A 21,149-nucleotide genomic window follows, 5' to 3' on the forward strand; every position below is an offset into this window, starting at 1 on the left:
ATGAGGCGATTTTTAAGGAATAAGCGTGGAGTTACGCCTGTTCTAAGTAATGTTCTACTTACTGTTGTGGCTGTGGCGGCCATGTCTTTGGCGGCTTCAGCTACCTATGTGATAACCGACAACATGCATCAAATTATGGGAGAACGCGTTGTCGCAGAGGATGTATGGTTTACACCTGATGGAATTTCGATTTATCTCCGTAATATAGGAAAAGTGGCGATTGAAGTGTCATCGGTGTATGTGGACTTCACAAGCCAATCCTTTACACCGCTCACGCTGGAAGTTGGGGATCATGGATGGCTAAATGTTACTTTCAGTTGGGATGCTGGTGGCGTGCAGCATATAAACGTAGTGACTAGTAGAGGAACGAAAATTGTCGACTATTATAAGGCACCTTCATAGGTTTAGACGCAATAAGCGTGGCATTAGCAACATCATAGTTATAGTGCTAAGCCTTGTCATTCTAGTGATAGTGGCCTCTAACGTCATCTTGTGGAGTTATCAGATGAACCAGCTTGACTGGGAAAAAATGCAAGAGAAGCTCAAAATCACAGATGTTGCGAGAATAAACAGCTCAGTATGGTTCACAACGCAAAGCGAATATACAGTAAGCATTGGCAGCCACATCAATAGCACTTACCAAGATACAACTGCTGTTGACAATTCATACGAAACTTTTCAAGAAGAAAACCAGACAACAATCCACCCAAATGCTGCTGGACATTATGCAGAATGGGGCACAGAAGTTCCTACAGAAACGGCACATTGGAACTGCTGCAACGAAGACCCTCCTGACGACGACAATTCCTATGTCCAAACAACGACTCAAAGTTGGCGAAGAGAAGTGTACAGCTTGAAGGACATCGCAGGCTCTGGAAACATCAATTGGGTCAGAGTGTACATAAGAGCAAAACACAACAATGTCCTAGGACCTGCATCTTACATCAGAACACTAATCAGAACGCATGACACAGATCATACGTCTGAAAACATAGCTCTGACGACATCTTACCAGAATTTGAACACACAGTACGATACAAACCCTCTTTCGGGGGCACCATGGACTTGGGATGAAGTTAATTCTTTGCAAGCAGGAGCCTTTGCCAGAAGTTTCGAAGACAGATTCGTCAGGCTAACAAAGGTTTGGGTAGTTGTCAACCATGGTGCAATTGTTGACATAAATGGAATTTTCACGATGGATATCTCTACGTACTCCTTAACAGAGGTGAAAGGTGTAGAAGTTAGGTTAAGGTATAGAGCAAGTGATGCTGGGCAAAGGTGGTATCTAAAGGCATATAACTGGACCTCTGGAAAATACAGCGACAATGGATTCAACTCTACTGCAGGACATCTATCTACGACAGCATGGGACTATTACACCGTAGACCTTACTGACGAATGGCTGGGTTATATACGCGAAGATGGCATAATGAACATCAAATTCCACGACGAAGGCGCTGACATTAATCAAACAACTATCGATATAGACTTTCTAGCTGTTAGAGTGCTTATTGAAGGAACGTGTTTTTCCTTCAAGAGCGAAGGAGCTTTGACCTGTCACATAATCTCATTATGGATTGTTAACTCCACAATTCACACAAGATATGTGACAGAAATTTATATCAATGCAGGAGAATCAATAAACTACATCCGCACAGATATTTCATTGCCAGATGATTCCTATTTCGTAAAAGTCACAACTGAGCGGGGAAATATCGCTGTTTACTCACCAAGCTAAGAATTATTTTTTAGCTTATTGCATTTGCTTTCCAAAGCTTTTATTGCTTCTTTCGGGCTTTTCGCCTCAATCAAGGTGATGTTGTAGAGTTTTGCCATTTTCTTCCCGTTTTCAGTTGTCTTAGGAATTGCAATTAAGCATGCGTGGTCAGGGGTAACGTCATAGATTTTGGCAAACATGGCGATTACTGGCTGCTCAGAGATAACATCCTCAGACGAAGTGGCAAGGTCTATGACTGTCATGTTTTTCGCAACATCTTGCCTAAAAGCCGTAATATCAAACATGTGACTTGCACCGGACTTTCCTCTCAAAAACCCAGGCGTTTCCACCTTGAAACCATGACTTTCCAAGAATTCTCTTATAGGTGCGACTAGAATCCATCCAAGTGAAGCCTCTTTTTTTGATTCGTCGCTTAATTTGTATGAGTAAACGTTTTCGTAGACAGCATCTTCAAAAGTAAAATTTTTGTGGCAGTCTCGGCAGAAATGAGATGGAACGGCAATGTCAAAGCTCTTTTTGCAGTCATTGCATGTGCACCACATTCCAGCTTTTCTGTAATCAACATCTGGCTTAACCAGTTCTTTGCTGCATCTTGGGCAAACAAGCTTGTCTCCCCTTTTGAAGGGCTCTTCTGTGTCAATATACCCACATTGCAGATGTTCTATCAAGGCGCTCTTTCTAATGTTGAACGATTTGCAATGGGGACAATTATAATGTATTGAGACTTTTGGCGAGCTGCAATAGGGGCAAAACAGGATTTTATCATACAGTTCTCTCTTTAGAATTCCAAATTTGCTTAATTCGGCCAAAAAGTCTTCAACTTTCGCAGAGTCTCCTAAAATTGCTTCAATAAGAGGATACTTGTAACCGCGATTTGGATCAAAAACAGGGCCTAATTTTGCAATTTCTCCGCTTAGAAACTTGCTCAGAAACACTTGAACCAAATGATCTTTATAGAGATTCATCCTCTCTACTTTGGAAGCTTTTGACATTGTCCCTTACCTGACTTTTCCTGTCATCACGCCATTTGCTGATAGTTTAGGATTGCTTAACTTCGCTCTTAAACATTTCCAGCATTCGGTTTTGCTTTTTTGGAGAATAGATGTGTCAACGCGAAAACTTTTAAAACAGCATAAGGCTTTTTCATATGCGCTTCGTAAAGGAGAAAAAACGGTTGTCCAAAGTCAAACAGTTAGTTCGTTGTCCAAAATGCGGTTTCACCTTTGACATTAGTTATGGAAGAGCTTTTGCATGTTCAGGATGCCCGTCTGTTGTTCAATGTAGCAGTGCAAAGTGTCCAAAGTGCAAGCACGAATTTCCATTACCCAAAAGCGTCTAACTTGAAAGCTAGTTCTTGGCAAAGTGGGCACCGGAATAGTTGATTTATGTCGTATGAAAACTTGTCGATTTAAGATTTCAGAATTCGCAATTCATCTTTCTCTTCTTCATGCCAATATGTTCAAATCAACTAGTCAGAAAATTATTGTGAGAAGGATTACTCTTTTAAAGAATTAAATAATTAGAGTATGACTCTTTTAAAAGTGAAGGAATCTGCATGAGAAAAATCTATGGGCTTTTACTAATTATAGCGCTATGCTTTATTCTAATTCCAGTAATCGCTTATTTCTTAGGTGGCTGGTACGCTTATTGGGGGCATGCTTTGCTTGCAATAGTGGCCGTTCTAGCAGTTTTCATAAAAACCCGCTACTACTGGGAGGAGATTGAATGGCGCCACCAATACCTGAAACGGGGTCAGAAATGGCCGTTGGCGTAATCACTGCCATAGCAGCATTCCTGACCACAAGCATTCTCTTGGGTTTTTTCATGAGGAAGAAACGAAAGTTTGTTTCAAAAGCCATCAGATGTCTAGCAAGTTTTAAGTGTAGCAATGTTTCATTCTAATACTCCAAAAGTCGTGTTTAATTTGATGGAGATATTTCCATGGTGGAATGAAAAGCAGAAGAAACTGGCTGAAGAAGCAAAAACTTTCGCCGACAAGAACTTGTCGAAAGGAGAAGAAGTCGCTTGGACCCAAGAATTTCCTTCAACCCTTCTTAAAGAAGTAGCAGAGAAGGGGTGGTTCGGTGCTCTCATTCCAAAAGAATATGGTGGTATAGAACTTGGCGTAACGGGCTCTTGCATCATTGCGGAGGAACTTGGTCGCATATGTGCTGCACTGACAGCGGCCTATTCGGTAACCATGTTTGGCGGTGTAGAACAACCCATAAAGTTTGGCAATGAAGAACAAAAGCGAAAGTGGTTGCCCCAAGTTGCAAAAGGCATGCTCGGAGGCATCTGTATAACCGAACCCGGTGTGGGTTCAGATGCGGCAAGCATCGAAACGACGGCGACACAGGAGGGCGACCACTATGTGTTTAATGGCAAGAAACGTTTTATTACCAATGCAGGTATGGGCGACATTTATTGTGTGTATGCTAGGACCAGCGACCATCCCGAAGACAGAGCAAAGTATAGGCATCTTAGTGCATTTATCGTTGAGAAAGATACACCAGGATTTTCCCTTGAGCGAATCAACGAGTTGGGAGGGTGGATTGGACTTCCCAATGGATACTTGGACTTTGATGATGCAAAGGTGCCTATGAGTTCTCGTTTGGGAGCCGAAGGCGAGGGTTGGACGATTCTTGTGGACGGGTTGAACTTTGAGAGAAATCTTTTCGCAGCTGGGATGCTTGGTCCTATGCGAGAAGCCATACGATATGCTGTTGGTCACTCAGAAAGACGTATTCAGTTCAAACAACCGTCAATTAATTTTGAGATTAATCAATTCAAAATTGCCGACATGTTTGCGAGACTGCGGACCGCACGATTACTTGTGTATCACTCAGCACATCTTATGGACGTGAAAGCAGACGCCGTGATGGAAGCAACGAACGCCAAGCTCTACACGTCAGAAGCCTACGAGAGACATATGATTGACGCGATGCAGGTTATGGGCGGAGATGGTTGGACACGGTTCTACCCAGTTGAAGCACTCATGAGAGACACCCAAGTCAACAAATTAGGCGCCGGAACCAGCGAAGTGATGAGAATGGTTCTGTTCAGACAGGGAATACGCACAATGGCTGAGGAGCTGAAGATGCCGCACCGTCACATGCATCCTACATTAGGAGTACCTATCTCAACCTTAAGCCTCTCACCTATCACAGAAATTAATGAAAAAACTGTGCTTGAAATGCTGGCAGAAGACTACAAAGTAAACCCAGGACTTTACATGAGCCGCAACGACATGAAAGCACTCTTAACAGGCGTGACAGATGAAAAGCTTGACAGCATCATAACCGCGTTAGAAGCCAAAGGACTCGTTAAACTCCATCGTGACAGAAAAAGAAGAATTGCTTTGGCAAAAGCCTCATACAAAGGGTTGAAAGAAGCAAAACCGCTTGAAGATTATAAATGGTTCCCTGAGTGGGCTAAGAAGCAACTCAACATCTAAGATGCACGCACATATGTACTCAGCAAATTTATCAGTACTAGAGGAGATATGAAATGGGTGTTGCAATTGTAGGAGTGGGGCAAACCCCTTTTAGTAGAAGTTGCGGGACAAGTATTCGAGAGCTGTGCTTCAAGGCATTCAGGGACGCTCTCGAAGACATCAATCTCGCACCTAAGGAGATAGACACCTCTGTGATTTGTTCCGCTCCAGAGTATGATAAGCAGAGAAGCCCAGCTGGACTGATATCTGAATATCTCGGTCTAACCCCCAAGCCAACGTTCTACGCCGAGTCTATTTGCTCTTCAAGCAGTACAGGGGTAAAAGTTGGGTACAGCTTCGTAAAATCCAAACTTCACGATATAGTTGCAGTAATCGGTTTCCAAAAGATGTCAGAAATATCCTCAGCAGAAGTCCAAGAAAGGATGGGTAGAGGCGCAGATATACAATGGGAGTCACCCTTCGGCACCATGATGCCAGCTGGCTATGCAATGTTCGCCCACGCCCACATGCAAAAATATGGAACCACTGAAGAGCAGCTGGCAAAGATTAAGATTAAAAGCGCAAAATACTCGCTCTTAAACCCCTTGGCTATGTATCGAAGAGCAGTAACGTTGGAAGAGTGTCTAGAAGCTAGAGTTATAGCAAGCCCATTAAAGATGTTTGACTGTTGCGCAAACGCAGATGGCGCTTCGTGCGTGATCATGGCAAGTGAAGAAAAGGCCAAGAAGATAACGGACACCCCGGTTTGGGTGGCAGGGATAGGCGCTGCAAGCGATACTCTATCCACAACGAGTAGGACTAATTTAACTGGTCTTGACTGTGCGATTAATGCTGGAAAGCAGGCTTACAGGATGGCTCATGTAGAGGCAAAGGATGTGGATGTGGCGGAGGTGCATGACTGCTTTACGATAGCTGAAATGATGGCATATGAAAACCTGGGCTTTTGCAAACCTGGCGAGGGAGGTAAGCTAATTGATGAATCACAAACGTACATTGGGGGCAAGATCCCTGTGAATGTTGATGGAGGGTTGCTGTCTAAAGGACATCCAATAGGTGCAACCGGGGGTTCGCAAATCAGAACGATTGTGTTCCAACTCCAAGGAATAGCCGGCAAAACCCAGGTTGACGGCGCTGAAATCGGTCTAGTCCATAACATTGGTGGGATTGGATTGTATGGAAATGTGACGATACTGCGAAGGTGATTTTCATGAGTTTTAGCAAGTTTGGGAAGATAAGTTATGTTTCAGAGACTAAGGTAGCGGATTTTGTGAAGTACTTAGAGGAAGGAAAAACCATGGCAACCAGATGCAGCAAATGTGGAAAACTCTACTTTCCTCCTAGAGCTGATTGCCCAGATGATTTGTCAATGGACATGACGTGGGAGGAGTTAAGCGGAAGATGTAAACTACTCACATATACCTTGGCTCATTTCGCACCAACTGGCTTCCAAGACGATTTGCCTTATACTATTGCCTTAGCACAATGTGAAGAAGGTGTAAAAGTATATGCACTTTTGAGCAAAGACATAAATGGAGACGAAATCCGCATCGGCATGGATCTCCGACTCACGCCACTCCGATTACCCAATGGCAGAATCACCTACGAGCTGAAAAAGGTTTAAGTTTAATGCATTAAATCATGGACTGGGTATTTACATGAGAGCCTATGGATCAATAAAGTTCGGTGTCGAATGCCCTAACTATCCTTGGGAAGTCATACGCGATACTGCCATGTTGGCAGAGAAGATCGGATTCGACTCCTATTGGATTCCTGATCACCTTGTGGCTACCGGAGTAAGGCGTTGGGATGCTCTACACGCTTGGAGCACTCTTTGTGCCCTTGCTGTACAAACGAAAAAAATCAAGCTGGCTACTGGCGTGAGCGACACCTACCGGCATCATCCTGCTGCTTTAGCTCAAATGGCAGCGACTTGTGATGTCTTATCAGAAGGTCGGGCGATACTTGGGATAGGCCTAGGTGAGGCGATGAACCTGGTACCTTTTGGCATTCCTTATGACAAGCCAGTGGGAAGAACGATTGAGGCTATCCAGATTATCCGAAGATTGTTTACTGAAGATTTTGTTGATTTCAAAGGGAAATACTATGAGTTGAAGAAAGCCTTCCTACGACCTAAACCCGCGGTACCGATTTCTGAAACAGAGTATCGGTCTACTGTTCCAATATTTATTGCTGCAAGTTCACCGAGAACCATGAGGGTGACAGCCCAATATGGCGACGGATGGTTGCCTGCAAACTTGGTGCCTGAAGAGTATAAGAATAACCTCGAAAAAATACGAGAAACAGCGAAGAAGTATGAGAGAGATCCTTCGAGTATAGAGCCTGCCCATTTCATGTACGCAGTAGTTGCTAAGGACGCAGAAACCGCTAGAAAGAGTATGATGCTGACTGGTAAGATGATGCTATTATCAAGGCCGAGGATACTCGAAAAAATTGGATTCGAACCTCCTACATACGACTTTGAGATGACATTTAAACTTGTTTTTCCGCGGGACGGGAAATCTTGGCTGGCGAAGTCTAGGGAGCTGCCAGATGATGTCGTTGAAAAGTCACCCTTCCTCTTTGGGTCGCCCGATGATATCATAGACAAGCTTGACGAGTTCGCTAAAGCTGGTTGTCGCCACTTTGTAATGAATTTTCAGGTCTCACCAAGGATTCTGAAGGAAACCTGCCAGCTTTTCGCGGAGAAAGTTATGCCCTACTTCAAGGAGAAGTAAGCCTTCCTGAAGAGGAACACCCCAAGGTAAACGCAATCCTAAGAGAATTTATATCAAAAGCCATGCTTAAAGTGGAGACATGGACACGCAGCAAGTGATTGAACACTTAAAACAGATAGTGAAACCAGAACAGATTCTAACAGACCTTGAAGACCTCTATGTATATTCTTTTGAAAAAATCTTTGAGAAACAAAACCCAGTGCCAGACATAGTTGTTAAGACACTTTCATCTAAAGAAGCTCAAAGAATTCTCGAACTAGCTGGGAAAAGGGGCTTCACAGTTGTCAAGAGAGGTGCACCGCTTAATACCCAAAGCATAAGGAAGCTGCTAATCTTAATAGATGACGTTCCAGTTCCAGAACTGAAAAGAGTTCCATCAAAAATAAGTGAGACAGCAGAAATTTTAAATGAAATTCGTGAGAGAGGGCATGGAAGCCCTAGAAATTTAGCCCTCGGCCTGAAAATCTTGTTTTTGGAGAAAAACTTCGCAAAATGCGAAGAATGTAAAACCTGTAGCGGTTATTGCACAGTCACGTCATCCTTTGAAGGAGTTGAAACGTGGTCTTCAAAGGGAAGAGCCATCATAATTAGAGGTCTCCAAAACGGAGAACTCGCCATCTCCAAAAAGATGATTGACATACTATACACATGCACTGAGTGTGGTTTATGTTTTGCCCAATGCTCTGAAGACCTTGAACTTAATGATGCCATACTGGCAATCCGACATCAAATCGCCGAAAAAGGACTGGCGCCAGACATTTTCCACGAAACAGCCAAAAACATCATAGAAGTTGGGGACCCTGGAGCGGTCTCTGTTAAGCGTCGCCTTTCATGGATGAAGGACTTTGCTTTTCAACCTCAGCCTGAAAAAGCCGAAGTTCTATACTGGGTGGGATGCATGGTGGCAGACAGAACCCCAAAAACCGCTGAGTCCTTTTTAAGAATTTTGAACCATGCGAACGTTAATTTCAAGATGCTTGGGGAAAGGGAGGGCTGCTGTGGATATGTCCTGTTTTCAACAGGACTTTGGGATGAGGCAAAAGAGGTTGCAAAAGATGTATTATCAAAAATTGAAAAAATAGGAGTTGAGACTCTTGTTACACCTTGTGCAGGATGCTACTACACTTTCACGAAGCTTTATCCAGAGATTTTGGGAATTTCACTTCCATGTGAAATCCTCCACTCATCACACTTTATCGAAAACTTGATAAAAAATGGAAAGCTTAAATTGAAAAGTTTGGATTTTAGGGTTAGCTATCACGATCCTTGCTCTCTAGGCAGGCACAGCGGGGTTTTCGATGCTCCACGCAACGTCTTGAAGGCAATACCAGACCTATCACTTACTGAAATGTCACTAAATAGGCAGCTTGCAAGGTGCTGCGGTGGTGGCGGAGGGCTTTGGTCGTATAACCATAGGGCTAGCATGAATTCAGCGTTTAACCGGTTGGCAAAAGATGTGGTTCCGCTCAACGTAAATGTTTTGGCAACTGCTTGTCCAACGTGTCAAATGAATCTGCGTTATGCGTCGATTAGAAACTTGATTCCAGTCAGAATTTGTGACTTCGCCGAAATTGTTGACTACGCCATAGTTAAAGTTGGTTCTTAGATAATAGTTAGCATCTTTTTTAGATAATCAGAGAATTTTTCGGCTGCCACTCTTCTTTTTCTCATGCTCAGTGTGGTTGGGTCAAGATACAGCAAAGCCTTGGGTTGACAGAACTTGACACAGACAGGTTCACCGCCGCATAGATCACACTTGGTGATTTTCTTGGTTTTATTATCCACTCCAATGCTACCAAACGGGCAGAATTGCACACACAACCTGCATCCAACACAGAAATTATCATCTATAACCACCGCCCCAGTTTCAGAATCCCTCTTTACAGCATGCATAGGACAAACAATTTCGCAGATTGGGACATCACATTGTTGACAAACCATCGGAATATAGATCCCTTCATTCTCCCAATTTGTAACGTGAATCCTAGCCTTCTCGGGCGCACACGCTTTTTCATGATAAATCGAACATGCTATTTCGCAAAGTCTGCATCCAGTGCATTTCTCAGGATCGATAGCTAACATCTTTTGCAAACTAAACCACCTCATACAAGATTTGACGGTTCTTTGTCAAGACCAAGCTTTTTCAACGTTTCCGTCGTGGGAACGCCGTTGTTATCCCAGCTGTGGAGTTCGTAATATTCATCTAGCATTTTGTTGAACTTTTCTCTATTAATCTTCTTGTTTCTTGCAACGGGTAGCCCGATTGGTGTGGGCTCTTTGAAGTAACGTTCTGGCAGATCGTCGTCTTTCCTTGAGAAGCCTTCCCGCAGGTTAAACAATCTCTCGATCGTGTAGATTCTTTCTCCGATTTTCATTAGCTGTGCCTTTGAAATTTCCATTCCAGTTGTCAGTTGAATAAGTTTCGAGAATTCTTTCCATTTGGGGGCGTGCACGGCGCAGAAAACGGTTTGGAACTTGCATATTCCGATGGAGTCTGTGACGGCATAGAGGAGTTCTTGCCACCAAACCATTCGGCTTTTTCCTTCATAAGAATTATAGTCTGCAGACACGGGGCCACCGTATGTTTCTTTCAAAAGATCTTCTGGTAAGCCGTACATATCTATTGCGGGGCGACTTCGCAGGTGGTCGGCGCCCCTTGTGGAGGTTGCGATGCCTAAGGCAAAGCTTGGCGTGGGACGTTCGTCTGAGTGGAGGTTGCTCATACCCTTTATTTGAATTGCATAGTACCCAGAACCCTTTCCTATTTTGGCGATTGCTCCTTTAAATCCGTCTGCCAGCGTGTTTCCGAACCCTTCTCTGTGGGCGATTTTACGTATCATCTCATACATGGCTTCTTCGTTACCCCATTCCAACTTCAGCCCATCAGTCACTTTTTCGTCGAGTATTCCTTTCTCGTAAAGTTCCATAGCCCACGCTATTAGCCCTCCAGTTTCCAAAGTGTCAAGACCGTGCTTATTGACTAAGTGATTTGCGACGAGAATTGTTTCCATTTTCTTGCAGTCAACCATCGTTCCAAAGGCTCCTAACGACGTGTATTCTGGGCCTTCACCAAAAAGGGGCGCGTATGGTCCTTCTCTGAGCACGTAGCGGTGTCGACAGTGCACTGCGCATCCGTAACATCCAGAAGTGCCAATGGAGTATCGGTCTATGTTCTCAGGCTCCAAGTCTTGACCATCCTCCAGCCGGTTGAGTTGAAAGTTTCTGGTTCTGATCAAGCCTGTGGTGTTTGTGTTGCTGTAAATTATCATCGTGCCCCAACGTGACTGCGCTTTCGACCATCGAGTGCTCGTTATCATGTCATTCATTTGCCTGCAATACTCAAGAAGTTCGTCAGGATAATGAAACTCGAGCGGGATGATTCCTCGAGCCGCAATTGCCTTCAAATTCTTCGAGCCCATCACACAGCCTATGCCAGTTCGCCCAGCAGAGTTCTTCATTCCAGTCCGCACGTTAGCGAATTTAACCAAGTTCTCGCCGGCAACACCGATGACTAAAGATTTGATGTTTTCATCTTCTTCATCTCGTCTTATGATTGTCTGTGTTTCAAAGGTGTCTTTTCCCCAAAGGTGCGAGGCATCTTTTATTCTGATTTCATCGTTCTTCACTAGAAGATAAACGGGTTTGTCAGCTTTTCCCGTGATTGCAAGGTGGTCAAAGCCAGCGAATCTCAGTTCGGGTGCAAAGAAGCCGCCCACGTTGGAGTCGCCGACAGCCCCAGTGAGGGGAGACTTGGTTGCGATGTCGCATCGTCCTGAACCTAGACATGGGATTCCTCCCAACAGTCCTGCTCCCACCAAGAGCACGTTTTCAGGACTCAACGGGTCAATTTTTGGCTTTAAATGATTGTAGAGCATGTACATATCAATGCCTCTACCGCCTAGATACAAGGTCCGCATTGTTTTAGGCACAGTTTTTTGAGAAATTTTTCCTGTTGACAGGTTTACGTAGGCTACTTTTCTGTTCCAAACCATTTTTCATCACCTGACTGATGTTAACCTAGGCCAGTCCTCTTACTTTGGCTTGATTCAGCGTCGGCCAAGATATTCGATATTTTGTTTTGCAGTTTGGGCATATTGCTGTCTCTGCTTTTGATTGAACAGGGAATCTCTTTAGGCAGTTTAAGCATCTAACCTCACTCATTCTATCTCACCTATCAACCTCCACCGACAGGGATTGTGATTATTATCAAATCGTTCTCCTTCAATTTTACATCTGTATCTCTTATGTTTTGACCGTTTAACATTACAAGTGTGTTAACATCAACTTGCCCAGTTTTTTTGTCAATGGTTTCTTCGAAGTCTTTGCCATATTTCTTTGCCAACATTGTGAGAACCTCTCCAAGAGTGGTCTCTGAGTAAATGTCATGGATGATTTCTTTTTTACCCACTATCTCCTTGAACATGGCGTAGAACTGAATCTTAATATGAGCGTTCATAAGCTTCACAAGTTGATGAATCCTAAAAGTATTAGGGTTGTGGGGCTGAATTTAATTGTTGCGGAATTAATATTACTGAGAGCATATTTATATAACTTATAGAATTGCACACGCAACCCGGAGGGTAGTAGAACATTTGGAAATTAGAAAATTACAGAAAATAAAGGGAGGTAGCTTCACTCTCTCAATTCCCAAAAAATGGGTAGATACAAGAAGGCTGAAAAGAGGCCAGCAAATGGTTATTTCAGAAGAAAATGACGGATCTCTCAGTGTATATCCCGTAACTGCACTTTCGGAAAAACCGTTGAAAGTCATGCTTCAGTTAGAAGAGTTTCCTGACATTAAGGCACTAGAATACAATATTGCCACTTATTACATCCAAGGAACAGATCGAATTGACATCGTTTCTAAAGAAATTATTCCTGCCGAACAGAAGAGAAAACTGAAGCTTTTGCGTCTCGCAATGCCTGGCGTAGAGGTTTCCGAAGAAGGAGCAAATAGGATAAGCTTTCAAGTCTTGATTGATCCTGCTGCGTTCCGCTTGGAATCACTTCTAAGCAAGACTTCTACATTCTCTTTGCACCTGCAAGAAGATGTTGTAAAATCAATGATAAATTGGGATTTTCCCCTTGCAAGAGAGGTTATCGAGCGCAGTGGAGAAGCCTTAAGGCATTACAGGCTTACGATAAGGCAAGTTGCTCTGGCTAGCATAAGTAAAGCAATTGCTAAAGAAATAGGGATAAGAGGTTGTCAGGAATGTGTCACTTTTGCACTGATGGCAAGAGATCTCAGCAGACTGGTTTATCATTGCTCCCAAATTGCCAGACATGTTCTTTCGCTTGAACACAAAAGAAAAGTAAGCCGAGGGATCTTGAATTTGGTAGAAGAAGTATCTAAACTAGCATACAACATGCAAAAAGACGCTGTTCAATCCTTTTTGAAGAAAGATACGAAACTTGCAGTTCACGTTCTCCGCAAGATGGGTGATGTTAGAAAAAAGGAGAAGAAGCTTTTGAAAGAGGTTATCAAAAAAGTTAAGGATATTGATACTGCTGTTACAATGGGATTGATATGCCGAGATCTGCGAAGAATAGCTGGTTATTCGGTCGCCATTGCAGATGATGGAATGAACAGGGTTCTTACTCCAACCGTTTAGGTAACAGGAAGAAACGTGATGATTGAACCTCAACCTTGAAACGCAAATATAAATACTGAATTTTTATATACACCCTTCTAATGTTATAAGCCACTAAATGAAAAAGGGATAGTGAATTATTTGGGATTGAATTGGTTACCCAGAGAAAGCGAACTTAAGAACCATGGTCTCCACGGCACGCAGCATTGGGGAGATGCTGCTCCACGCATTGTATACGAGAAGCGATCCTTAAAAGACCCCGAAGGAAAGGTAGTCGAGGATTTATTTGTCTCTTGGATTATCTTAGACAATCCTCGACAGTACAACTCGTACACGACAGAGATGGTGAAGGGAGTCATAGCGGGTTTTGAAAATGCTTCATTAGACAGAAGCGTCGTGGCAATAGTCTTCACGGCAGTTGGGTCGTCAGCGTTCTGTACTGGCGGAAATACCAAAGAATATGCTGAGTACTACACTATGCGGCCTAACGAATACGGTGAATACATGGAACTTTTTAATCACATGGTAGATTCAATTCTGATGTGTAAAAAGCCTGTCATTAACCGAATAAACGGTATGCGTGTCGCTGGCGGACAAGAAATCGGAATGGCTTGTGACTTGGCTGTTACTTCCGACTTGGCAATTTTCGGACAAGCTGGCCCTAGACACGGCTCTTCACCAGACGGTGGCTCCTCAGACTTCCTGCCTTGGTATCTAAGCATTGAAGATGCCATGTGGAACTGTGTCTCCTGTGAAATGTGGAGTGCCTATAAGATGAAAAGACTTGGATTGATAAGCAAAGTGGTTCCAGTAATCAAGGACGGAGATAAATGGGTTCGCAACCCATCTGTTATCCTAGACAAGTACGTGGGAGATGGCGAAATCGTATTTGGTGAGTTCAAAACAGGCGAAGAATACAAGAAAGCTATGGCTTATATCAAAGAGGCAAGAGAACAGAACAAGATTAGCCTTGAGCTCTTGGACGAAGAGGTAAACAAAATAGTTTGGACCTTTGCAAATCTTTTTCCGGGCTGCTTGATCAAAGCTATGGACAGCATCCGAGCCAAGAAAAAGTTCTTCTGGAATCACACAAAAGACTACAACCGCCACTGGTTAGCCGCCAACATGAACTACGAGGCTTTTCTAGGCTTCCAGGCTTTCAACACCAGAAAGATCACGGGCAAGAACACGATCGACTTCATCAAGTTCCGCCAACTGCTCGCACAGGGAAAACTTGCGGACGAAGAAATGTATGAGGCAGTGCTGCCTAAGCCGAAGAGTCAATCAACCGAAAAAGCAGCAGAAAAATAAAGATTCCAAACTTTTTTAAATATGAAGAAGGAACAAGAAAAAATGATGGAAATACCTGACAAAATACAGACTTGGCAGATGACAAGACCATGGGCTAAAAACAGAGAAACTGGCGAAGTTATTGAGGGCAAACTGGAGCTTACTGAGATCCCCGTCCCACAACTTCAACCAGGTGGAGCATTAGTAGAAATCGCGGGGTGTGGAGTTTGTCACACAGATCTTGGATACTTTTATGACGGCGTTCCGACGGTCACGAGGCCGCCTCTCACCTTGGGGCATGAGATAAGCGGTGTTGTGGTGGCTGGCGATAACAAGCTAATAGGAAACGAGGTTATCGTGCCTGCCGTTATGCCTTGCAACAACTGTCCTATTTGTGCTGCGGGAAGAGGAAATCGATGTCTGTCTCAGCGGATGCCTGGAAACAGCTTAGGGATCTACGGAGGATTCTCCAGCCACGTACCCGTTCCTTCTGCGGATTTGTGCATGGTAGAAGATCGTGGTGATTTTCAACTGGCTGAGTTAGCGGTGATTGCTGATGCGGTGACAACTCCTTATCAGGCGTGTATGAGAGCTGGGGTTAAGCAGGGAGACAACGTGGTTGTGGTTGGTGTTACAGGAGGGGTTGGCAGTTACGTGGCTCAGATGGCTAAAGCTTTTGGCGCCAAGACCGTAATTGGCATTGCTCGCAATCCTGAGAAGCTTAAAAGAGCCCTTCAGTACGGTGCTGACTTTGTCATAAACTCCACGGGCAAAGACGCAAAAATCGTTCGTGACGAGTTTCGAGAGCTTTGCAAAGTCAATAACCTTCCTAGCAAGTATGGTTGGATAACCTTTGAGGTGACTGGAACCGCTCCTGGACAAGCAATAGCGCTCAACTTCTTGTCCTTCATCGGTAAGCTCATTGTAATAGGATTTGGTATGCAGAAGAACGAGTATAGCATCTCAAGGTTGATGGCGTTCGACGCCGAGATCATAGGCACTTGGGGCTGTTTGCCCGAATACTACCCGAAAGTATTGAAGTTGATCCTAAACAAGACTATCAAGATCAGACCCTTCACCGAAACTCGGCCAATGAGCAGAATCAAAGAAGTTTTTGAAGAAGCCCACGCTAGAAAGTTGATGAAGAGAGTTGTTCTCACTCCCGACTTCTAGACCAACGATCGAAGGGTTGCGTGCTGCCAACAAAGATGTTATTATTTTCCTTTCCATTCCGGCTTTCTTTTTTCTAAGAAAGCTTTCAAGCCTTCCACGGCATCTTCCGTCCGTATCAGCTGCTTCAAATAAATATCAGTTACACCATCTAACGCCTCCTTAAAATCTGAATCGATTCCTTGATAAATCGCTCTTCTGACCATCTGTAGCACTATTAGACTCATTTTTTTCAACTTATTTACTAATTCATTAGTCGCATCAGCCAATTTCTCAGGTGGGACAACCTTGTTTACCAAACCGATTTTCTGCGCTTCTGTTGCGCTGATTGTGTCACCAGTGAATATCAACTCCAAAGCCTGTTTTCTTCCAATCAGTTTGGGTAGTAACACCGTTGCTACTGTGGCTATCGCTCCAACTTTGATCTCAGGTTGTCCAAACTGGGCCTTGTCAGAAGCAACAACCATATCGCAAGCTATCGCCAACTCGCAACCGCCGCCCAAGGCGAAGCCATTAACCATGGCTATTGTTGGTTTATGGAGATCAGTTAGTAGATGGAACATCTTGTGAAACTGGTCAAGTGTCCTACCGATTTTTTCTGGAAGATGAGCACTAACATCAACTCCTGCCGAAAACGCGCGATCACCAGCACCAGTAATGACCACTACGTATGCATTCTTGTTACCATCCGCGTTTTCTAGCGCTGCAATTATTTCTTGAATTGTCTCTACGTTTAGGACGTTGAGTGGCGGCCTGTTAATGGTGATTCTGGCAACTCCATCTTCTACCTCATAAATGATGTTTTTGAAGTCTTGACTCAAAGTATAACCTCCGAATTGTGAAAAATAGTTTGCTGGTTTGCCTAATATGATTTGCCTTCGTATAGAACTGAGGCTGTTTGTGGGTTCAGAAAAATATAAATGCGGAGATTTTATATTTTTCTCTTCCAATTTATATAACGTGCTTGGAAGTGCTCGCTTGGTCGAAGAAATATTCCAGAAGTTTAAGGATTGGATAGATAATCGACATGAATATGCGAAAGAATGGAAAGAGAGAACCAATCGCAAGATCATAGGTTACTTTTGCACCTATGTGCCCGAAGAAATTCTCTATGCTGCCGACATACTACATGTCAGAATTCTTGGCAGCCATGAACCACCAACCGTTACCGAACCCTACATATTCGCAATGTTTTGCCACCTGTGCCGTGACTGTTTAGCCCAAGGTTTGAAGGGAAAATTCGATTACTTGGACGGAATCGTTGAAGGTCAAGCTTGTCTTCACCTGAGACAGGCATTCAATGCTTGGCGGCTTCACATACCAGTCGACTACGCTTATTACATATATGTTCCCCACAGCGTTCAAAACCCTCATGCAACACCGTACTTTACGCAAGAGTTGGCAAAATTCAAGCATTCGCTAGAAGAGTGGATTGGCAGGAAGGTTACCGACAGCGATCTTGACAGGGGAATAAGAACAATGAACAGAAACAGGGAGTTGATGCGGAAAATCTATGAATACCGAAAACTCGACAACCCGAAGATAACCGGCCTTGAAGCCATGGAGATGGTGCTTTCAAGCCAGATGGTGGATAAAGAAGAGCACAGCAAACTTGTGGAGCAACTGCTGCGAGAACTTCCAAACCGAAAGTTAAATCGAAACCCCGGTGCCCGTCTGATGATAATTGGAAGCGAAGACGACGACAGAATCTTCATGCAAAACGTGGAGAATCTAGGCGCAACATTTGTAATCGATGAGCATTGTACTGGAAGCAGATACCTATGGAACAATGTAAGTCCCTCAGAAGACAGACTAGGAGCGATCGCAGAACGCTACATAGACAGGGTGCCGTGTCCAAGCAAAGACTGGCCAGAATTCACAAGGGTTAAACACGTTGTAAACTTAGCTCAAGAATTCAAGGCTCAAGGGGCTCTCGTAATACAGAACAAATTCTGCGACCCACATGGAATCGAAATTCCTCCTTTGAAAGAAGCCTTAAAGTCCATAGGAGTACCCATCTACCCCTTAGAATTTGATGTGACGGTTCCTTGGGGACAGTTTAGAACCCGTGTAGAAGCATTCCTAGAAACGCTGACGGGGTTGGAGGACTTGTTTTAATAATTGTCTTGAGAGGTGAAAAGGATGGTAGAAACAATGAAAAAATTTCCAACTGAACAATTGAAGTGTTGGAATGAGGCCAAGAACCTAAGAAAGAGCTACTATGAGAACTATCTAAACGCTCATGAGAAAGGCGGTGTGCGCTGGGCTGGCGGTGCTTGGAGTTTCAGCTCCATACCAGCTGGACTCGGCGAAGATGTCTACAGCTTAACGGGCGAACCTTACGGAGCAACAATAGCCTTCTTCAAGGACTTCACAGCTAAATGCCACGAAGCCACCGAGGCAGCAGGCTTTCCACGCACCCTCTGCGCCTACATGAGAAACTATTGGGGCTCTATTCTACTCGACAAATACATTCTTGCTGATGGAAAAGTAATTGATGAGCATCCAGCTCCAGACTTCATTTGGCAAGATCACATCTGCTGCAGCCACGGAAAATGGTATCAAGTTGCAAGGTGGCTTGAGGAAAAGAAGGGCAAAAAAGTACCTATGTATTGTGTAGATGTTTCAGTTGGTTATCCGATGGATAAGCCTCTTGAAGAATACAAGATAAACTACATTTTTCAGCAGCTAAATGATGGAGTCGAATGGTTAGAGAAAGTTACTGAAAGAGAGTATGACGATAAATTGCTTTGTGAGGCTGTTTGGAACGAGATTAATGCAACAAGACTCTGGGCTGATATTTGCACCTTAAACCAAGCAGTCCCAGCTCCTTTGGATGAAAAATCTATGTATTCGCTATATGTCATGGGAACTCTTATGAAGCATCGCCCCGAATGTGTTACCTTCTACGAGAAGCTGAAAGCCGAGGTTGAGGACAGAGTCAGAAGGGGAATAGCAGCCGTGGCCAATGAGAGATTCCGAGTGATCACTGACACACAGCCTCCATGGGGTTTCCTACGGATTTTCAGGGAAATGGAGAAATACGGGGTTGTTTCGCTTGGGTCCCTCTATACTTATGGACTGATTGGAATGTGGAAGTATCGCCCAGATGGAACATGGGCGACAAAAGACCTTCCGCCAAGAAAGCCACAAACAAGGGAAGAGGCCCTAAGAATGATCGTTGAATGGACAGTTGACAGACCGGAATGGGCGCACTTCTACTTACCAGAAGCAAAGACAAAGATGATATTAAGCATTGTAAAACAGTGGAAGGTTGACGCAGTCTTGCTGCACTACAATAGGGGCTGCGAAGGTTTAAGCGTTCACATAGCTGAAAACCGTCACGGCCTAGTAGAAGCAGGCGTGCCAGTTTTCCCCTTTGAGGGGAACATGGGCGACGAAAGAGAATTCGACCTTCCAGGAACCCTAGCACGCCTAACCACCTTCTTTGAAAGTATGGGATTAAAAAAACTGAGGGAATAAAAAAATGATAACAGCCGGAGTAGATGTCGGAGCAAAATACGCGAAAATAGTGCTCCTTGAAGATGCGAAAAACATTCTTGCAAATGCTAACGGCATCGTTGGATTTGATATCTTGAAATCAGCAACTGAAGTTTTTCAAAAAGCCTTGGACAACACGAGTCTAAAACGTGACCAGATTGTTCACGTCGTAGCCACGGGAATGGGAAGAAAAGCTATCCATATGAAACCTCCGATAAACGCCGGAGAAATAGTTCCAGAGGTCATCGCTGACGCAAAAGGGGCTTACCATCTAATTCCGACAGTGAAAACAGTAATTGACGTTGGAGCTGAAGAAGGAAGAGGAGTAAAAGTGGGTGAAAACGGAAAGGTAAGAGACTTCGTCATCAATGAAAGATGTGCTGCAGGGGCTGGAACATTCATGGAAACCATGGCTAGGGCGTTAGAAGTGGGTGTTGAAGAAATGGGCCCTCTTGCACTAAAATCTACGAAGGCCATACCGATGAACGCCCAATGCTGTGTTTTCGCAGAGTCAGAGGTCGTGACCCTCATTCACTCAAAGACTTCAAAGGAGGACATATCGAAGGCAATACATGATGCCATGGCTGGCAGAATAGCCTCAATGGTTCTTAGAGTCGGCGTAGAAAAGGATGTAGCTCTAATTGGAGGCGTGGCGCTAAACCCGGGTTTCTTGCCACCTCTGAAGAAGGAGTTAAATACAGAAATCATTGTTCCTGAACATCCCCAATATGTGGGTGCCCTTGGGGCAGCTTTGCTTGCACTTGAAATGGAGGCCAAATAGATGAGTGAAAAATCTAGAGAGTTTTGGCGTTGGCGAGAATACAGGTACACAATGCCCGACATGGATTGGCACGATACAAAAGTAGTCACAGCAGGCGTTGACATAGGATCCGTAGGCAGCAAGGCCGTAGTTATGCTTGACGGAGAGCTTTACTCTTACGCAGCTATGAGAACAGGTGGAGAGAGCGAAGAAACAGCAATCAAAGTCATGAACTGGGCTCTTGAGGAAACAGAGTTAAAAACTGAGAATGTTCCTTACGTTGTTGGAACTGGCTATGGGAGAGTGAATGTTCCCTTCGCCAAGAGAACAATAACAGAGATTGCTTGTCACGCAAGAGGAGCCCATTACATCTACGGACCAACTGTTCGAACAGTGCTTGACATTGGAGGACAAGACTGCAAGGCTATCAGATGTGACGAAAAGGGAAAGGTCATGTCGTTCCTCATGAACGACAAGTGTGCAGCCGGGACAGGGAGGGGACTCGAGGTTTTCGCTGATCTAATTAGAGTGCCAATCGAAGAGCTTGGAAAAACTTCGTTAGACGTGGAAGACGAGCCGCCACCAGTAAGTAACACGTGTGTAATTTTTGCAAAAGCTGAATCTCTGGCTCTACTACGGCAAGGACGGTCGAAAGAAAAGGTTGCAGCAGCCTACCACCTCGCCATGGTTAATCGAATAATTGACCTCCTGATAAAAGTTGGAATCGAAAAAGATTTCGTAGTCACAGGAGGAGTTGCGAAAAACACCGGGATAGTTTCTAGGCTTGAGAGAAACCTTGGAATAAAGCCCCTTGAGCCTAAGTTAGATCCAATTCTAGCTGGAGCCATGGGAGCTGCACTATTCGCTAAGGCGCTCTATGAAAAAGAAATAGGCTTACGTTAAAAGGAGA

The 21,149-nt window shown here is 44.2% G+C and carries 22 protein-coding genes; 16 read left to right on the forward strand and 6 right to left on the reverse strand.

Annotated elements, in window-relative coordinates:
* Nucleotides 1-402, forward strand: a complete 402-nt coding sequence (locus NWE91_06625; GenBank protein MCW3986064.1) for a hypothetical protein — start codon at nucleotides 1-3, stop codon at nucleotides 400-402.
* Nucleotides 374-1,738: a hypothetical protein gene (locus NWE91_06630; protein ID MCW3986065.1), complete on the forward strand. Its 1,365-nt coding sequence runs from the start codon at nucleotides 374-376 to the stop codon at nucleotides 1,736-1,738. The genes NWE91_06625 and NWE91_06630 overlap by 29 nt, the downstream gene beginning before the upstream one ends.
* On the opposite strand, the gene NWE91_06635 is transcribed toward NWE91_06630, so the two are convergent.
* Nucleotides 1,735-2,730 (reverse strand): hypothetical protein, encoded by a 996-nt coding sequence (locus NWE91_06635; protein MCW3986066.1) that lies wholly within the window; start codon nucleotides 2,728-2,730, stop codon nucleotides 1,735-1,737. The two genes, NWE91_06630 and NWE91_06635, sit on opposite strands and share 4 nt — an antisense overlap.
* Nucleotides 2,731-2,912: 182 nt before the next feature.
* On the opposite strand from NWE91_06635, the gene NWE91_06640 reads away from it, so the two are divergent.
* From NWE91_06640 to NWE91_06670, 7 genes are all read left to right on the forward strand, one after another.
* Nucleotides 2,913-3,077, forward strand: coding sequence for a hypothetical protein (locus NWE91_06640; protein MCW3986067.1), 165 nt, complete (start codon nucleotides 2,913-2,915; stop codon nucleotides 3,075-3,077).
* Nucleotides 3,078-3,293: 216 nt separating this feature from the next.
* Nucleotides 3,294-3,512, forward strand: a complete 219-nt coding sequence (locus tag NWE91_06645; GenBank protein ID MCW3986068.1) for a hypothetical protein — start codon at nucleotides 3,294-3,296, stop codon at nucleotides 3,510-3,512.
* Between the two features lie 114 nt (nucleotides 3,513-3,626).
* Nucleotides 3,627-5,192, forward strand: a complete 1,566-nt coding sequence (locus NWE91_06650) for an acyl-CoA dehydrogenase family protein (protein MCW3986069.1) — start codon at nucleotides 3,627-3,629, stop codon at nucleotides 5,190-5,192.
* 53 nt (nucleotides 5,193-5,245) lie between these two features.
* Nucleotides 5,246-6,394 (forward strand): thiolase domain-containing protein, encoded by a 1,149-nt coding sequence (locus tag NWE91_06655; protein MCW3986070.1) that lies wholly within the window; start codon nucleotides 5,246-5,248, stop codon nucleotides 6,392-6,394.
* Nucleotides 6,395-6,399: 5 nt separating this feature from the next.
* Nucleotides 6,400-6,813 (forward strand): Zn-ribbon domain-containing OB-fold protein, encoded by a 414-nt coding sequence (locus NWE91_06660; protein ID MCW3986071.1) that lies wholly within the window; start codon nucleotides 6,400-6,402, stop codon nucleotides 6,811-6,813.
* Nucleotides 6,814-6,847: 34 nt separating this feature from the next.
* Nucleotides 6,848-7,927 carry an LLM class flavin-dependent oxidoreductase gene (locus NWE91_06665; protein MCW3986072.1) on the forward strand — a complete coding sequence of 360 codons (1,080 nt, stop codon included), beginning with the start codon at nucleotides 6,848-6,850 and terminating at the stop codon, nucleotides 7,925-7,927.
* A gap of 79 nt (nucleotides 7,928-8,006) precedes the next feature.
* Nucleotides 8,007-9,533: a (Fe-S)-binding protein gene (locus NWE91_06670; GenBank protein MCW3986073.1), complete on the forward strand. Its 1,527-nt coding sequence runs from the start codon at nucleotides 8,007-8,009 to the stop codon at nucleotides 9,531-9,533.
* Here NWE91_06670 and NWE91_06675 read toward each other — a convergent pair.
* The 4 genes from NWE91_06675 to NWE91_06690 are packed head-to-tail and all read right to left on the reverse strand — an operon-like array spanning nucleotide 9,530 to nucleotide 12,383.
* Nucleotides 9,530-10,009 (reverse strand): 4Fe-4S dicluster domain-containing protein, encoded by a 480-nt coding sequence (locus NWE91_06675; GenBank protein MCW3986074.1) that lies wholly within the window; start codon nucleotides 10,007-10,009, stop codon nucleotides 9,530-9,532. The genes NWE91_06670 and NWE91_06675 overlap by 4 nt on opposite strands.
* 20 nt (nucleotides 10,010-10,029) lie before the next feature.
* The gene (locus NWE91_06680; GenBank protein MCW3986075.1) at nucleotides 10,030-11,919 is read right to left on the reverse strand and encodes an aldehyde ferredoxin oxidoreductase family protein; all 1,890 of its coding nucleotides are present in this window, start codon (nucleotides 11,917-11,919) and stop codon (nucleotides 10,030-10,032) included.
* Between the two features lie 25 nt (nucleotides 11,920-11,944).
* Nucleotides 11,945-12,088, reverse strand: a complete 144-nt coding sequence (locus tag NWE91_06685; protein MCW3986076.1) for a hypothetical protein — start codon at nucleotides 12,086-12,088, stop codon at nucleotides 11,945-11,947.
* Nucleotides 12,089-12,101: 13 nt separating this feature from the next.
* Nucleotides 12,102-12,383 (reverse strand): MoaD/ThiS family protein, encoded by a 282-nt coding sequence (locus NWE91_06690; GenBank protein MCW3986077.1) that lies wholly within the window; start codon nucleotides 12,381-12,383, stop codon nucleotides 12,102-12,104.
* A 136-nt stretch (nucleotides 12,384-12,519) separates the two neighbouring features.
* Here NWE91_06690 and NWE91_06695 point away from each other — a divergent pair, with 136 nt between their 5' ends.
* The 3 genes from NWE91_06695 (at nucleotide 12,520) to had (ending at nucleotide 15,981) form a co-directional block, all read left to right on the forward strand.
* Entirely contained in the window at nucleotides 12,520-13,539 is a 1,020-nt protein-coding gene (locus NWE91_06695; GenBank protein ID MCW3986078.1) for a phosphate uptake regulator PhoU, read from the forward strand.
* Between the two features lie 120 nt (nucleotides 13,540-13,659).
* The gene (gene oah, locus NWE91_06700; GenBank protein MCW3986079.1) at nucleotides 13,660-14,829 is read left to right on the forward strand and encodes a 6-oxocyclohex-1-ene-1-carbonyl-CoA hydratase; all 1,170 of its coding nucleotides are present in this window, start codon (nucleotides 13,660-13,662) and stop codon (nucleotides 14,827-14,829) included.
* A 45-nt stretch (nucleotides 14,830-14,874) separates the two neighbouring features.
* The gene (gene had, locus NWE91_06705) at nucleotides 14,875-15,981 is read left to right on the forward strand and encodes a 6-hydroxycyclohex-1-ene-1-carbonyl-CoA dehydrogenase (GenBank protein ID MCW3986080.1); all 1,107 of its coding nucleotides are present in this window, start codon (nucleotides 14,875-14,877) and stop codon (nucleotides 15,979-15,981) included.
* A gap of 41 nt (nucleotides 15,982-16,022) precedes the next feature.
* Here had and NWE91_06710 read toward each other — a convergent pair whose 3' ends face one another.
* Nucleotides 16,023-16,799 carry an enoyl-CoA hydratase/isomerase family protein gene (locus NWE91_06710; GenBank protein ID MCW3986081.1) on the reverse strand — a complete coding sequence of 259 codons (777 nt, stop codon included), beginning with the start codon at nucleotides 16,797-16,799 and terminating at the stop codon, nucleotides 16,023-16,025.
* A 157-nt stretch (nucleotides 16,800-16,956) separates the two neighbouring features.
* Here NWE91_06710 and NWE91_06715 point away from each other — a divergent pair, with 157 nt between their 5' ends.
* The 4 genes from NWE91_06715 to bzdQ are packed head-to-tail and all read left to right on the forward strand — an operon-like array spanning nucleotide 16,957 to nucleotide 21,142.
* The gene (locus NWE91_06715; GenBank protein MCW3986082.1) at nucleotides 16,957-18,096 is read left to right on the forward strand and encodes a 2-hydroxyacyl-CoA dehydratase; all 1,140 of its coding nucleotides are present in this window, start codon (nucleotides 16,957-16,959) and stop codon (nucleotides 18,094-18,096) included.
* Between the two features lie 24 nt (nucleotides 18,097-18,120).
* Nucleotides 18,121-19,461, forward strand: coding sequence for a benzoyl-CoA reductase, bzd-type, subunit O (gene bzdO, locus NWE91_06720; protein ID MCW3986083.1), 1,341 nt, complete (start codon nucleotides 18,121-18,123; stop codon nucleotides 19,459-19,461).
* Between the two features lie 4 nt (nucleotides 19,462-19,465).
* Nucleotides 19,466-20,260 carry an acyl-CoA dehydratase activase gene (locus NWE91_06725; GenBank protein ID MCW3986084.1) on the forward strand — a complete coding sequence of 265 codons (795 nt, stop codon included), beginning with the start codon at nucleotides 19,466-19,468 and terminating at the stop codon, nucleotides 20,258-20,260.
* On the forward strand, nucleotides 20,261-21,142 hold the full coding sequence (bzdQ, locus tag NWE91_06730) for a benzoyl-CoA reductase, bzd-type, subunit Q (GenBank protein MCW3986085.1): 882 nt from the start codon (nucleotides 20,261-20,263) through the stop codon (nucleotides 21,140-21,142).
* Nucleotides 21,143-21,149 lie beyond the last annotated feature (7 nt).

Source organism: Candidatus Bathyarchaeota archaeon (genome assembly GCA_026014805.1).
GTDB lineage: Archaea > Thermoproteota > Bathyarchaeia > Bathyarchaeales > SOJC01 > JAGLZW01.